This window comes from Sphingobium sp. MK2, from assembly GCF_040170545.1.
GTDB lineage: Bacteria > Pseudomonadota > Alphaproteobacteria > Sphingomonadales > Sphingomonadaceae > Sphingobium.
Window position 1 is genome coordinate 43032 of the sequence record NZ_JAZDXA010000025.1, and the last position, 13344, is coordinate 56375.

The window sequence follows — 13344 nt, forward strand, 5'->3', positions numbered from 1 at the left end:
GCGCCGCGCCTGACTGTGGCAGGCGGCGGCTATGCTGACGCTGCCTAATCTGCTCACGCTTTCGCGTATCGTCACGGTGCCGTTGCTCGTCGCGCTGCTTTGGCCTGCGGAAATGGGCGCGCGCTGGACCACCGGCTATACGCTGGCCTTCGGTCTTTACTGCCTGATGGGCGTGACCGATTATTTCGACGGTTATCTGGCGCGGGCGCAGGGGACGGTGTCGAAGCTCGGCGTCTTCCTCGATCCCATCGCGGACAAGATCATGGTCGGCGCGGTTATTTTGATGCTTGCGGCGACGCGCGATATTGCCGGGCCGCATATCATTGCGGCCATGGTCATCCTGCTGCGCGAGATTGCGGTGTCGGGCCTGCGCGAATTTCTGGCGGGGTTGCAGGTGTCGATGCCGGTGTCACGATTGGCGAAGTGGAAGACGACGTGCCAGATCGTCGCACTAGGCGCGCTGATCCTGGCGGGGGCGGTGCCGCATCTTGTGTTCGTGCAGACCGTGGGCATCGTGACGCTGTGGGCCGCCGCCATCCTGACGTTGATGACGGGCTGGGATTATCTGCGCGTCGGCATCCGGCATATGGACTGAGGCGATGGCGATGCTGTCGGTCGTCTATTTTGCCTGGGTGCGCGAGGCCATTGGCCGTGACGAGGAGCAGATTGAGCGGCCCGATGCTGACATGACGGTGGCCGATCTGGTGGCGATGCTCGCGGCGCGGGGTGGCGGCTATGCCGAGGCGCTGGGCGATCCCGCACGGTTACGCGCGGCGGTCGATCAGCGATTCGTGCCAATGGACAGCCTGATCGGCGCGGCGAAGGAAGTGGCGCTGTTCCCGCCAGTGACCGGCGGATGAAGCGGGTCGCGATCCAGGCGGAAGATTTCGATGTTGGCGCTGAGCTGGCGGCGCTCGAAGCCTTGGGCGGCGGCGGGGTAGCGAGCTTTACCGGCGTGGTGCGCGGCGGCGACGGGCTGGTCGCGCTGGAACTGGAACACTATCCGGCGATGACGCAGGCGCAGGTCGGGCGGATCGTCGATGAGGCGATGGGGCGCTGGCCGCTGCTGGGCGTGAGCGTGATCCATCGGTTCGGGCGGCTGGAGCCGGGCGCGCGGATCGTGTTCGTCGGCACGGCGGCGCGTCATCGCACGGCGGCGCTTGAAAGCTGTGCCTTCCTGATTGACTGGCTGAAATCGGATGCGCCCTTCTGGAAGAAGGAGCATTTTGCGGGCGGCGCGACGCAGTGGGTGGCGGCGCGCGACGAGGATGCAGTCAAAGCGCAGGGCTGGGACAGCTAGGCGGCTTCGGGCAGGCGGCAGTTGAGTGCAGCGGCATCGCGCAGGATTTCGGACAGCAAGTGAAATTCCTTCTCGCGCGGGCTGTTCTTGCGCCAGACCAGGGCGATGTCGCGCCAGGCGCGTTCGGACTTGAGCGGGCGGACGGCGATGCGCGTATGTTCCAATATGCCCGCGGCGATGGCCATTTCGGGGATCATCGTGACGCCCAGGCCATTATCCACCATCTGGATGAGGGTGTGGAGCGAGGTGCCCATCATCGTCGCGCTGGCGCGCAGTTCGGGGCGGTTGCAGGCGGCCAGTGCGTGATCCTTGAGGCAATGGCCATCCTCCAAGAGCAATAATTTGCTCTCATCAATCATATTCGGACCGATCCATTCGGGCGGATCGACCGGCTCGTCATGGGGGAAGGCGACGAAGAGTCGGTCCTGAAACAGGATTTCGCTGTCCAGTTCGCCGATCGGGAAGGGCAAGGCCATCAGCACGCAATCGACATTGCCATGGCGCAGCGATTCGACGCCCGCTTGGGTCGTTTCTTCGCGCAGATAGAGTTTGAGTTCGGGCCGGTCGGCGCGCAATCGGGGGAGCATGCGCGGCAGCAGGAAGGGGGCGATGGTGGGAATGACGCTCATGCGCAATTCGCCGGTCAGCGGCTTGCCGGACGCTTCGGCGATCGCGGCCAGTTCCTCCGCCTCGCGCAACACGCGATGGGCTTTGGCGACGATGCGATCGCCGAGCGCCGTGAAGCGGACGACGCGGCGGGTGCGCTCGACCAATGTCACGCCGACCAGCGATTCCAGTTCGCGGATACCGGCCGACAGGGTGGATTGGGTGACGTAGCAGCTTTCGGCCGCCTTGCCGAAATGCCCCTGCTCCTTGAGCGCGACGAGATATTGCAGCTGTTTGAGGGTGGGGAGGTAGCTGGACATTTATCGGTTTCCTCGATCAGAAAGCCGAATATAAGTTCCTTAGCCGATAAATCCAAGCCATTTGACCACGCCGAACAGCGACGTCAGCGTGAGGATGATGCCGACCGCCGTGAAAAGGACGCGGGGGGCAACACGGCGGGCGAGGATGGCGCCGAAGGGGGCCGCGACCACGCCGCCGATCAGCAATCCGACCGTGTAGGTGGTGAAGGTCTCCCAACCCAGATGAAACAGGAAGGTGATGCTGATCGACAGCGTCAGGACAAATTCGACACTGTTCACCGTGCCAATGGTGTGGCGCGGGCTAGCCCCTTGCAGCAAGAGGTTGGAGGTAACGACAGGCCCCCAACCGCCGCCGCCGGTTGCATCCATGAAGCCGCCGACCAGGCCCAGCGGGGCCACCCATTTGGGATCGCGCGGCTTGGGCGGCAGATGGAAGCCACGCCAGATGAGATAGACGCCGATCGAAGCCAGATAGACCTGCACGAACGGCTTGATGACGGCCCCGTCGATATTCGACAGCAGATAGGCACCGGCCACGCCGCCAATGACGCCGGGAATGATCAACCGGGCAAAGAGCCGCCAATCGACATTCTTGTGCAGGATATGGCTGATTGCCGAAACGCCGGTGGTAAAGGTTTCGGCCGCATGGACGCTGGCCGAGGCGCGGCTGGGAGGGACGCCGAGCGCCAGCAGCAGCGTGCTGGAGATCACGCCATAGGCCATGCCAAGTGCGCCGTCGATCATCTGTGCGCCGAAGCCGATGAGGATGAAGGGCAATATGTCGCCGAAATTGGCGATGAAGGCGTCGATCATCCATGGTCCCCTGACATTATTCTCTACCTGTATGATAGTCATATTCGAAAAGGCAAAGCAAGTTTCCGTTTGGGCGGCGATATCCCCCTTTTTGGGCATCACTGGAAATGCAGATGTCTCTTCTCTATATCCGCTGTCAGGTTCAGTTTTCATCAGGCAGGGGCGCGTTCATGTTGCGCAATCTCATTTCCTATCTGGATTCGGTAAAAAGCCGCGATCCTGCGCCCCGCTCCCGCGCGGAAATTCTGCTTTATCCCGGCGTCTGGTCGCTTGGCTATCATCGCATTGCGCATCGCCTCTATCGGGCGCGGCTCTATTTCCTGGCGCGCCTGGTCAACCATATATCGCGGTTCCTGACCGGGAACGATATTCATCCCGGTGCCAAGATCGGCAAGCGCTTCTTCATCGACCATGGTTTTACCGTGATCGGCGAGACAGCCGAGATTGGCGACGATGTGACGCTGTACCAGAATGTCACTTTGGGCGGGACTGACCCGGCCAATGGCATTGCGGGCAAGCGGCACCCGACTCTGGGCGACGGCGTGATCATCGGGTCGGGCGCGCAGGTGCTGGGACCAGTGACCGTCGGCGCGCGCGCGCGCGTGGGTGCCAACGCTGTGGTGACCAAGGATGTGGCCGAAGGCGCGACCATGGTCGGCATTCCGGCGCGGGCGATGCTGGTCGATGTCACCGCCTATCAGCGCGATTTCATGCCCTATGGCACCCCCTGTTCCGACTGTTTCGATCCGGAAAAGCAGAAGCTGGAACTGCTGCAGTGCGAGGTCGAGCAGTTGCAGAAGCGGCTGGCCGAATTGATGGTCGAAAAGCAGCGGCCTTCGCTGCCTGATGACGCCAGCCTGTTTCAGGAGCGTGACCGGGCCTGATGAGCAATGTGACGCCGTTTCCCCATCCAGGGACGGGGCCGGGCGAACGCCAGGTGGGGTTCGAACGGCTGGAGTTGCAGCGGATCATGGACCTTTATGGTCGGATGGTCGCCGCCGGCCATTGGCGCGACTATGCAATGGACATGGGGCGCGAGGCCGCGATCTTCAGCGCCTTTCGCCGCACTGCCGAGCGGCCTGAATATCGGATCGAAAAGCGTCCCGCGCTGCGCCATCGGCAGGGCATGTGGGTGCTGGTCGGGGAGGGCGGGCAAATCCTCAAGCGGGGGCAGGATTTGCAGAATGTGCTGGCCCCGGTCGAGCGGAAATTGATGCGGGTGGTCGAGGGGTAAGGCGAGTCGGCCCAACCCGCTGCGACTAACGCGCTTCGCGCGTAAGTCTCGCTGCCCCTCCCGCTGGCGGGAGGGGGTGGATCAAGCGTAGGGGAGGCGGTTGGTCAGGGATGGCGGCAAGGTGCCCACCACCAGCATGCGGGCATGGTGCCAGAGCGCCGAGAGTAGCAACAGCGATGAGCCGATGACCAGTGCGGTGAAGGCCGCCGAAAGCTCGACTGCGCCCGCCTGCTTGAACAGGGCGTATAGGGCGAAGAGGACATAGGCGAGGCTGGAGACCAGCAGCGCGCGCCGGTCGATCGCGAGGCCGACCAGGCCGAAGGCGATGTAGAGCAGGATCACGACGACTGCTTTGCCGATGCTGATGTCGTCGCCCCGGAACACGCCAAGCAGGTTGAACAGAGAATGCGCGATCATCGGCGCGGCGGTCAGGTGCAGCCAGAAGGCGACATCGGCGCGGCGGGTGGTGCGCGTTCGGTCGCTCATGTCCCAGCGCATGGCGAGGCCGAAGATGACAAGGCCGCCGGCCAGCAGCAGCAGATAGGCCAGCCGGATATCGCCGGGGAAGGCGGCAAGGACGAGGCCGCCGACGACGCCAGCCGCGGCGGCCGCGCCAGCCGCGACCGTGATCGGAACCATGAAGCGCCGCCAGTGCATCCAGGCGGCCAGCGCGCTGAAGGCTGCGACGCCCGATATGATCAGCGAAGTCTCTCGGTCACCGGCATCGGGAAATAACTGTCCCGCCAGTGCGCCCAGCGCGAAGGCTACCCCGCCGACAAAGCCCGCGAGCAGCAGAATGGAGGGCAGCGCCATGCGCCGTTGCCGGGTGAAATATTCGGCCAGCCCCCAACTGACCGCCGCGACCAGCGCGCCCGACATGAAGGACGGATGATGTTCCGCCGCGCCGAGTCGCAGGCTGTTACCGAGCCAGCCAACCGCCACCAGCAGGATGACGCCCGCTATGGCGACGAAAATATCGTTGAAGCCAGTGAGCAGACGGAAATTTTCTTCGTCGACCACCGGGCTGGCACGTAGGCGGGCGACATGATCACGCAAGGCCTGCGCGGCTTGGGGGGATAGCACGCCCGCCGTAACGGCATCCTGCAAGTCGCCTTCGCTATACATTGGCCCTGCTCCTGTATCGATCTTCGTCGTTGATGATAGTATCAGTGTGTTATGCTATCAATACAGTTCTTTTTGCGCTTTTTAGCGGCTGTCCGCAATGATAGCGCGGGCGGGAGATAAAAGAGAGGAAAGTCCGTTTATGTCCCTGCCGTCTGCACTCGAAGGCCGCCTGTCGCTCCCGCTGATCGGGTCGCCGATGTTCATCATTTCGCAGCCCGAACTGGTGATCGCCCAATGCCGTGCAGGGATCGTCGGTGCATTTCCATCTCTTAACGCCCGTCCTTCGGGCATGTTCGAGAACTGGTTGCAGCGACTGGGTACGGAATTGACGCCGACTGATGCGCCCTTTGCGGTCAATCTGATCGTCCACAAGAGCAATGGCCGCCTGGATGAAGATCTGGCTCTGTGTGTACAATATCGGGTGCCTATCATCATCACGTCGCTCGGCGCGCAGGAACGGGTGAATGAAGCGGTGCATAGCTATGGTGGCATCGTCCTTCACGATGTCATCAATGACAGATTCGCGAGGAAAGCGATCGAGAAGGGCGCGGATGGCCTGATCGCAGTGGCGGCCGGGGCAGGGGGCCATGCGGGTACGTTGTCGCCCTTTGCTTTGGTGCAGGAAATCCGGGCCTGGTTCGATGGTCCGCTGGCGCTGTCGGGGTCGATCGCGACCGGACGCGCGATTGCTGCCGCGCGGATGATGGGGGCAGACCTTGGCTATATGGGGTCGCCCTTCATCGCCACGACCGAGGCCAATGCGGATGGTGCCTACAAGCAGATGATCGTGGACAGCAGCGCGGGCGACATCGTCTATTCCGACGTGTTCACCGGCGTCCATGGCAATTATCTGCGCCCCAGCATCGTCGCGTCGGGCATGGACCCGGACAATCTGCCCAAGGCCGTCGATATGGACTTTGCCAGCATGACGGGCGGCGACAAGAAGGCGTGGCGCGACGTGTGGGGATGTGGCCAGGGGATCGGCGCTATTGGCAAAATTCAGCCCGCTGCTGACTTCATCGCGCAGTTGAAGGCGCAATATCGCTCGGCGATCGACAACTTCACCTCATAGAAAAGCGCGCAGCTCGTCGATGAAGCGGTCGAACTGATCGTGATGGAGCCAATGCCCGGCATCTGGAAATTCGACCAGCCGCGCATCGGCGAAATGCGCCATGCGGCCGTCCTTTGCCGGGTTTGACGCCCAGCTATCCTGCCCCAGGCATAACAGGGTCGGGCAGGTGATCTGCGACCAGAAATGGGGCAGATCCGCATCAGTCCCCGCCTGTGGCGCGGCGCTGCTCAGATAGGGATCGAACTTCCAGCTAAAGCTGCCATCTTCATTGCGATTGACGCCATGGATGGTGAGGTGCAGCGCCTGTTCCACCGAGAGATGCTCATTGCGTTCGCGCATGCGGCCCACGGCGGCCTCTATCGTGGCATAGCGCCGGGGCGTGCGGCGGGCATTGGCACGGCGGATGTCGATCCATTGCCGCCACATGTCGAGCGCTGGCTCCTCCGCCTTCTGCTTCAGCCGGTCAGGAGACAGACCCAGTCCTTCAATCGCGACGATGCGTTGCACCTTGTCCGGGAACAGCCCGGCATAGCGCAGGGCGACCGAACCGCCGAGGGAGTGACCAACGATCGCAACCGGCGGGCGATCAAGCAGATCGACGAGCTGGGCCAGATCATAAATATAATTGGCCATCATATAGGAACCGTCGGGCGACCATGCGCTATCGCCATGGCCGCGCAGGTCAGGGGCGATGACGTGAAAATCCTTCGCCAGCGCGCGCGCCGTCCAGTCCCAGCTACGCCCATGATCGAAGCCGCCATGGATGAGGATCAGCACCGGCGCGGCACTATTGCCCCAATCGAGATAGTGGAGACGGGTGCGCAGGGAGGTGAAGAAATGCGAGGTCGGGGTCAGGGCGGTCGGCGTGTCCATGCAGTCCTGCTGGCCGGAGGAGAAGGTTTTTAAGCTTGCGCACCCCCTTTGGCGAACTCCACCCCGCTTGCAAGCAAAGAGCGACCAAAATCGTGGAATTTTTCGAATGTTTCAATGCTGTTTCCAGCAGTATGACGGACTTCCTACACTCTATTCGCCATCGACGTGGGGCAGGATATGGGGTGCGCGCGCCGCCGCCGCCGCGTGACCAGCCTGCGCCACGACCCGCGCCAGTTCCGTCTGGCGGAAGGGTTTGTCGAGGCGAGGGCGGCTGCTGGCATGGGGCGGCAATTCAGCAAAGCCGGTGATGATGACGACAGGCAGGCCGGGCCGTATCTTGTCGATCGCATCAGCCAATTGTGCGCCTGTCATGCCTGGCATGGCGTGATCGGTCACGACCAGGTCGACATCCCCTTGCTCCAGCATGCGCAAGGCTTCGGCAGCGTTTGATGCCTGGAACACGGTATGCCCCAGATCCTCCAACATGCCGGCCGTGTTGGTCAGCACCAGTTCGTCATCATCCACTGCCAAGATGACGAGCGGGACGGATGGGCTGTTGCTATAATCGACGGGCATCATGGCATCCGTGGCGGGTCCAGCCTGCGACATGGGGAGCCAGAGCGAGACGGTCGTACCTTCGCCGAGTTCGCTGGTGATGGTGAGCGAGCCGCCGCATTGCTGAACAAAGCCATGCACCATGGAGAGGCCAAGGCCAGTGCCTTTACCCACACCCTTGGTCGTGAAGAAAGGTTCACGCGCGCGCGCGATCGTGGCGGCATCCATGCCTTCGCCCTGGTCAGCGACGGACAGTTCGACATAGGTGCCGGGCGAGAGGTCGGGCCGGTTGTCCGGCTCGATGGTCCAGTTTTGCGCCGCGACGATGATGTTTCCGCCTTTGGGCATGGCATCGCGCGCATTGACCGCCAGGTTCAGTATCGCGAGTTCCAACTGCGCCGGATCGGCATGCACATTGGCTAGCGACATAGGAAAACGGGTTTCGATGTCGATGGCGCTGCCCAGCGTCGTTTGCAGCAGGTCCGCCATGCCCAGCACCAGCGCCACCGGATCGACGCTTTGCAGCTTTAGTTCCTGTTTGCGGGCGAAAGCGAGCATCCGCTGCGTCAGCGTAGCGCCGCGTTCGGCCGCTGCCATGGCATTGTCGAGATAGCGGCTGATGTCCGCGCCACTCGCCATGCGTTGCCGGGCGAGGTCGAGGCTGCCGACGATGACGGCGAGCAGATTGTTGAAATCATGGGCGACGCCGCCGGTCAGCTTGCCGATCGCATCCATCTTCTGCGTCTGGATGATGGCGTCGCGGGCGGCGTCGAGTGCCTGCTGAGATTCGCGCCTTTCGGTCAGGTCGCGGGTGACCTTGGCGAAACCGATCAGGTGGCCTTGGGGATCACGAATGCAGTCTATGACGACATTGGCCCAGAAGCGTGACCCATCCTTGCGGATGCGCCAGCCTTCGGCCTCGAACCGGCCTTCGCGTTCGGCGGTGTGCAGCGCGCGCGACGGCAGGCCGGCCAGCCGGTCCTCTTCCGAATAGAAGCGGGCGAAATTCTGGCCGAGAATTTCGTCGGCCTTATAGCCCTTGAAGCGTTCTGCCCCCATGTTCCAACTGGTGATGGTGCCCACGGGATCGAGCATGTAGATGGCATAATCCGTGACGCTTTCGACCAGCAGGCGAAACCGCTCCTCGCTGGTGCGGAGCGCTTCCTGCACCGCGCGCCGCTCGGTCAGGTCACGGGTGATCTTGGCAAACCCCAGAAGATGGCCGTCCTGGGCATCGCGGATCGGGTCTATGACGACATTTGCCCAGAAGCGAGAGCCATCCTTACGCACACGCCAGCCTTCGGCTTCGAACCGGCCATCATGATCGGCGGTATAGAGGGCAAGGGTGGGAACGCCGGTCGCCTGATCCTCTGGCGTGTAGAAACGCGAAAAATGCTGGCCTATGATCTCGTCGGCCGCATAGCCTTTGAACCGCTCAGCGCCTGCGTTCCAACTCGCCACAACCCCGTCGGCGTCGAGCATGTAGATGGCATAGTCCGTAACGCTCTCAACCAGCAATTCGAAACGGTTGCCCGTATAATCGGATAGACCCTTGTTCATTATATTCCCGATCAGGACGCCATGATCATGACGTCATCCCCTTGCCTTAAGGCAAACGCCGCAACCGCGTGATCGTTCCCCCATCTCCCAATAGAGCCTGTGCGTGGATGGCTTGACTTGCGCCGCGGCTCTGCGCCACCACGCCCGCGCATTGACAGCTTTGGCAGGACGGGATTTGGGCATGGGCAAGGATGTGACGGTCACGGTGATTGGTGAGGCCATGCTGGAACTGAGCCGGGGAACGGGCGATAGTTGGAACCTGCGTTATGGCGGCGATGTCATCAATACGGCGGTTCATCTCGCCCGCTTTGGTAACAGGGTCCGGCTGGCAAGCGCGATGGGCAGCGACCCGATGAGCGCCGACCTGTGTGCGGCATGGGAAGCCGAGGGCGTGGATACCTCGCTGGTGCTGCGCGCCGCCGATCGGTTGCCGGGCCTCTATGCGATCGAGACGGACGCGAGCGGGGAACGCAGCTTCCATTATTGGCGCAGCGAAGCAGCGGCACGGCGGATGTTCGCGCTGCCCGATAGCGCGGCGATGGTCGCGGCGGCGGCGCAATCGGACCTGCTCTATTTCTCGCTGATCACCCTCGCCATCCTGCCCGATGAGGGGCGAGAGGCGTTGCTGGACCTGTGCGCGGCGGTGCGGGCGGGGGGCGGCAAGGTCGCCTTCGACGGCAATTACCGCGCGCGCTTGTGGGATGATGCCGCCACCGCGCAGATTTGGCGCGATCGGGCGATTGCGATCGCCGATATTGGGCTGCCGACGCTGGCGGACGAAGTGGAGATGGGCGAGGCCGATGATGCGCAGGATGCCGCGACACGCTGGCGCGCGGGCGAGGGGCGGGAGATCATCGTCAAGCTGGGCGGCGACGGCTGCCTGGTCGACGGGCAGGTCGTGCCCATTCCCCGCGCGCTGGAGGTGATCGATTCGAGCGGCGCGGGCGATGCGTTCAACGGCGGCTATCTCCACGCCCGACTGGGCGGCGCGACCCCGGTGGACGCCGCGCTGGCCGGGCATCGGCCGGCCGGATGGAATATCGGCCGTCGCGGCGCGATCCCGCCAAAGGATGCCGACGCGCTTTATTAATCTATCGGTGAGGGTGGAGCGGGTGAGGGGAATCGAACCCCCGTCGTCAGCTTGGGAAGCTGCTGCTCTACCATTGAGCTACACCCGCGTTGGAGTGCCCATTGCCACGGTGGAAATGCGCCGTCAACCAACCTGGCGCTTGGCCAGTTTGCGTGCGAGCGTCCGGCGGTGCATGCCCAAACGGCGGGCGGCTTCGGAGATGTTGAAATCGCTGTCCTTGAGCGCTTCGTGGATATGTTCCCATTCCAGCGTCTTGATCGATGTCGGGCGGGGGGCGAGCGGGGTGTCGGGGTCGCCGCCGGAGCGGGCGAAGGCGGCTTCTATGTCGTCGGTGTTGGACGGTTTGGCGAGATAATGGGTGGCGCCCAGTTTGATCGCATCGACGGCAGTCGCGATGCTGGCAAAGCCGGTCAGCACGACGATGAGCATCGCGGGGACATGGGCGTGGAGCGCCTGCACGCAGGCGAGGCCGGACTGGGGGCCGAGCTTGAGGTCCACGACGGCAAAGCCGGGGCGGTGGTCGGCGAGGTAGGCGTTGACCGTTTCCAGGCTGTCGGCGAGCAGGACGCTATAGCCGCGCCGCTCGAACGAGCGTTTGAGCGTGCGGGCGAAGGCTTCGTCATCCTCGACGATCAGCAACAGCCGTTCAGATGTCATTCTTGCCCTCCTCCAAGGCCAGAGTCGCGAGCGGCAGCCGCAGCAGGATCATCGCGCCGCCTTCCACACTGTTACTGGCATTGACGCGCCCGCCCAGCTTGCGCACGACATTGACCACCAGGAAGAGGCCGAGGCCGCCGCCCTGTTTGCCCTTGCTCGACCGATAGGGTTTGCCGACATCGGCCAGCATCTCTTCGCTAAAGCCGGGGCCATTGTCGCGCACGGCGATGTGGAGCCAGCGATTGTCGCGGCTGATGAGCATGTCGATATAGGTCGCACCCGCTTCGCGCGCATTGTCGAGCAGGTTGGTGACGGCCTGGCGGATCACCGGATCGGCGACGATGCGCGGATAATCGTGCGGGCCGAAATCGCAGCGCAGCGGCATGCCGGGATTGGCGCCGCGCCAGTCGCGGGCGATGGCATCGACGAAGTCGCGGACATTGGTGATTTGCGGCGCTTCGCCGCGCGCTTCGCCGGCCGACATGAGGATACCCGACAGGATCGCCTTGCAGCGTTTGATGGCGGTTTCCATCTCGCCGACTTCCTCGACCAAAGCGGGGTGGCCGGTGATTTCGGGCATGTGCCGCCAGTCGCCCAGCACGACGGCGAGTTGCGCGAGCGGCGTGCCCAATTCATGCGCCGCGCCCGATGCGAGCAGGCCCATGCGGACGATATGCTCCTCCTCCGCCGCCTGCTGCCGCAACCGGGCGAGATAGGCTTCCCGCTGTTGCAGGTTGCGGGTGATGCGGGTCATGAACAGGACGAGCAGCACCGCGATCATCGTCAGGCAGATCCAGGTGCCGATGATATGCAGGTCGAACAGGCGGCCCTCGAACGCTTCGCTCAGATCCAGCGGGCGATAGACGAGCGAGAGCATCGCGGCGCAGAGCGAGGATATGGCAACGATGCCCCATACGCTCCAGCGGTGGAGCAGGACAGCGCCCAGCGCCACCTGCACCAGATAGAGCGAGATAAAGGGGTTGGTCGCGCCGCCGCTTAGATACAGTTGGGTGGTCAGCGCCAGCACGTCGAACAGCAGCGCCAGGAAGAGTTCGGCATGGCTGATGTCGGTGCGCCGCCGCAGAACCATCATGCTGCCAAGGTTCATGGCGGCCGCGATGCAGGGCACGACCAGCATGGACGGGAAGGGCAGGCGGATGTCCATGCCATAATGGACGATCAGGATGGTCGCGACTTGCCCGGCGATCGCGATCCAGCGCAACTGCACCAGCAGCGCCATATTCTTGCGCCCGGCCGCATCGGCGGACCATTGGCTGGGGAGCCAGCGCGCGCGCAGGGGCGTGCTGCCCTTCATGCCCGGCGATCTTTTCCTGACTGACGCATGACGAAGATATAGGCACCCGCGACCATCGCCGCCAGCGCGAACCAGGTGATGGCGTAGACAAGATGGTTGTTGGGGAATTGCACCACGGTCAGCCCGCCGATGGGCAGGGCGTCGAGCTGTGGTCCGGCATCAGCGTCGATGAAATAAGGCAGCGTGGCGGGCAGGGCGCGGGCGGCGGCGATGGCAGCAACGTCGCGCGAATACCAGCGGTCGGCCGCGGGGTCATTGTCGCGCAGGAAGCCGCCGCCCGGCTCGGTCAGGCGCAGCAGGCCGGTAATGCGGACTGGCCCCGTCGGGCGGGTGTAGCGGGTGCGGGCGTCGGGGGGCACGAAGCCGCGATTGATCAGTAGCGTCGAACCATCCGCGCGCCGGATCGGGGTCAGCACCCAGAAGCCGGGGCCGCGGACAGTCGAGGCCTGGACCAGGGTCGCGCGATCATGGAGGAAGGTGCCGGTCGCGGCGACGCGGCGATATTCGTCGGATTTGGTCGCCGTGGCGGGGGCAGGCACCGGCGGGGCGTGAATGCGGACAGCGACCCGGACAATCAAATCGCGTTTCCATGCCAGCCGTTCGACCTGCCAGACGCCAAGCGTACATAGGGTCGTGAACAGTATTGCCGCGATCAGCGTCAGGCCGATCGGAAATTTCGCCTTATTTGCCAATGTCATCGGTCATCCTCCCCTCGTAGGGGAGGTGTCGGGCCGCAGGCCAGACGGAGGGGTGTCGGCCCATCGATAGGGCGACACCCCTCCACCACTTCGTGGTCCCCCTCCCCTTTCAGGGGAGGATTTTGG

15 protein-coding genes and 1 tRNA gene are annotated in these 13344 nt (G+C 63.6%); 7 read left to right on the top strand and 9 right to left on the bottom strand.

Annotation, left to right across the window (positions count from 1 at the left end):
* Nucleotides 1-31: 31 nt before the first annotated feature.
* From pgsA to V2I08_RS12385, 3 genes are read left to right on the top strand one after another with little or no spacing between them, the layout of a single operon-like run.
* Complete coding sequence (gene pgsA / locus V2I08_RS12375; RefSeq protein ID WP_349635376.1) at nucleotides 32-595, top strand: CDP-diacylglycerol--glycerol-3-phosphate 3-phosphatidyltransferase; 564 nt, start codon at nucleotides 32-34, stop codon at nucleotides 593-595.
* A 10-nt stretch (nucleotides 596-605) separates the two neighbouring features.
* Nucleotides 606-860 carry a molybdopterin converting factor subunit 1 gene (gene moaD, locus V2I08_RS12380; RefSeq protein ID WP_349635409.1) on the top strand — a complete coding sequence of 85 codons (255 nt, stop codon included), beginning with the start codon at nucleotides 606-608 and terminating at the stop codon, nucleotides 858-860.
* A complete protein-coding gene (locus V2I08_RS12385; RefSeq protein ID WP_349635377.1) occupies nucleotides 857-1300 on the top strand; it encodes a molybdenum cofactor biosynthesis protein MoaE in 444 nt (147 codons plus the stop codon). Before moaD ends, V2I08_RS12385 begins: the two co-directional genes overlap by 4 nt.
* Here the strand turns inward: V2I08_RS12385 and V2I08_RS12390 are convergent.
* Complete coding sequence (locus V2I08_RS12390; protein WP_349635378.1) at nucleotides 1297-2226, bottom strand: hydrogen peroxide-inducible genes activator; 930 nt, start codon at nucleotides 2224-2226, stop codon at nucleotides 1297-1299. The genes V2I08_RS12385 and V2I08_RS12390 overlap by 4 nt on opposite strands.
* A gap of 39 nt (nucleotides 2227-2265) precedes the next feature.
* A complete protein-coding gene (locus V2I08_RS12395) occupies nucleotides 2266-3039 on the bottom strand; it encodes a sulfite exporter TauE/SafE family protein (RefSeq protein WP_349635410.1) in 774 nt (257 codons plus the stop codon).
* Nucleotides 3040-3209: 170 nt separating this feature from the next.
* Between V2I08_RS12395 and epsC the strand changes: the two genes are divergently transcribed.
* Together epsC and V2I08_RS12405 are read left to right on the top strand one after the other, a co-directional pair.
* The gene (epsC, locus tag V2I08_RS12400; RefSeq protein WP_349635379.1) at nucleotides 3210-3923 is read left to right on the top strand and encodes a serine O-acetyltransferase EpsC; all 714 of its coding nucleotides are present in this window, start codon (nucleotides 3210-3212) and stop codon (nucleotides 3921-3923) included.
* On the top strand, nucleotides 3923-4273 hold the full coding sequence (locus tag V2I08_RS12405; RefSeq protein ID WP_349635380.1) for a DUF2794 domain-containing protein: 351 nt from the start codon (nucleotides 3923-3925) through the stop codon (nucleotides 4271-4273). The genes epsC and V2I08_RS12405 overlap by 1 nt, the downstream gene beginning before the upstream one ends.
* An 81-nt stretch (nucleotides 4274-4354) precedes the next feature.
* Here V2I08_RS12405 and V2I08_RS12410 read toward each other — a convergent pair whose 3' ends face one another.
* Complete coding sequence (locus tag V2I08_RS12410; protein ID WP_349635381.1) at nucleotides 4355-5398, bottom strand: hypothetical protein; 1044 nt, start codon at nucleotides 5396-5398, stop codon at nucleotides 4355-4357.
* A gap of 139 nt (nucleotides 5399-5537) precedes the next feature.
* Between V2I08_RS12410 and V2I08_RS12415 the strand changes: the two genes are divergently transcribed.
* Complete coding sequence (locus V2I08_RS12415) at nucleotides 5538-6470, top strand: nitronate monooxygenase family protein (protein ID WP_349635382.1); 933 nt, start codon at nucleotides 5538-5540, stop codon at nucleotides 6468-6470.
* On the opposite strand, the gene V2I08_RS12420 is transcribed toward V2I08_RS12415, so the two are convergent.
* Together V2I08_RS12420 and V2I08_RS12425 are read right to left on the bottom strand one after the other, a co-directional pair.
* Nucleotides 6465-7343: an alpha/beta hydrolase gene (locus V2I08_RS12420; protein WP_349635383.1), complete on the bottom strand. Its 879-nt coding sequence runs from the start codon at nucleotides 7341-7343 to the stop codon at nucleotides 6465-6467. The genes V2I08_RS12415 and V2I08_RS12420 overlap by 6 nt on opposite strands.
* A 150-nt stretch (nucleotides 7344-7493) precedes the next feature.
* Nucleotides 7494-9458 carry a PAS domain S-box protein gene (locus tag V2I08_RS12425; RefSeq protein ID WP_349635384.1) on the bottom strand — a complete coding sequence of 655 codons (1965 nt, stop codon included), beginning with the start codon at nucleotides 9456-9458 and terminating at the stop codon, nucleotides 7494-7496.
* Nucleotides 9459-9639: 181 nt separating this feature from the next.
* Between V2I08_RS12425 and V2I08_RS12430 the strand changes: the two genes are divergently transcribed.
* Entirely contained in the window at nucleotides 9640-10548 is a 909-nt protein-coding gene (locus tag V2I08_RS12430) for a sugar kinase (RefSeq protein WP_349635385.1), read from the top strand.
* Nucleotides 10549-10562: 14 nt separating this feature from the next.
* On the opposite strand, the gene V2I08_RS12435 is transcribed toward V2I08_RS12430, so the two are convergent.
* From V2I08_RS12435 to V2I08_RS12450, 4 genes are all read right to left on the bottom strand, one after another.
* Nucleotides 10563-10636: transfer RNA gene (locus V2I08_RS12435), tRNA-Gly, on the bottom strand.
* Nucleotides 10637-10671: 35 nt separating this feature from the next.
* Nucleotides 10672-11205 carry a response regulator transcription factor gene (locus V2I08_RS12440; protein ID WP_349635386.1) on the bottom strand — a complete coding sequence of 178 codons (534 nt, stop codon included), beginning with the start codon at nucleotides 11203-11205 and terminating at the stop codon, nucleotides 10672-10674.
* Nucleotides 11195-12520, bottom strand: coding sequence for an ATP-binding protein (locus V2I08_RS12445; RefSeq protein ID WP_349635387.1), 1326 nt, complete (start codon nucleotides 12518-12520; stop codon nucleotides 11195-11197). Before V2I08_RS12445 ends, V2I08_RS12440 begins: the two co-directional genes overlap by 11 nt.
* Entirely contained in the window at nucleotides 12517-13218 is a 702-nt protein-coding gene (locus tag V2I08_RS12450; RefSeq protein WP_349635388.1) for an SURF1 family protein, read from the bottom strand. Before V2I08_RS12450 ends, V2I08_RS12445 begins: the two co-directional genes overlap by 4 nt.
* Nucleotides 13219-13344: the final 126 nt, after the last annotated feature.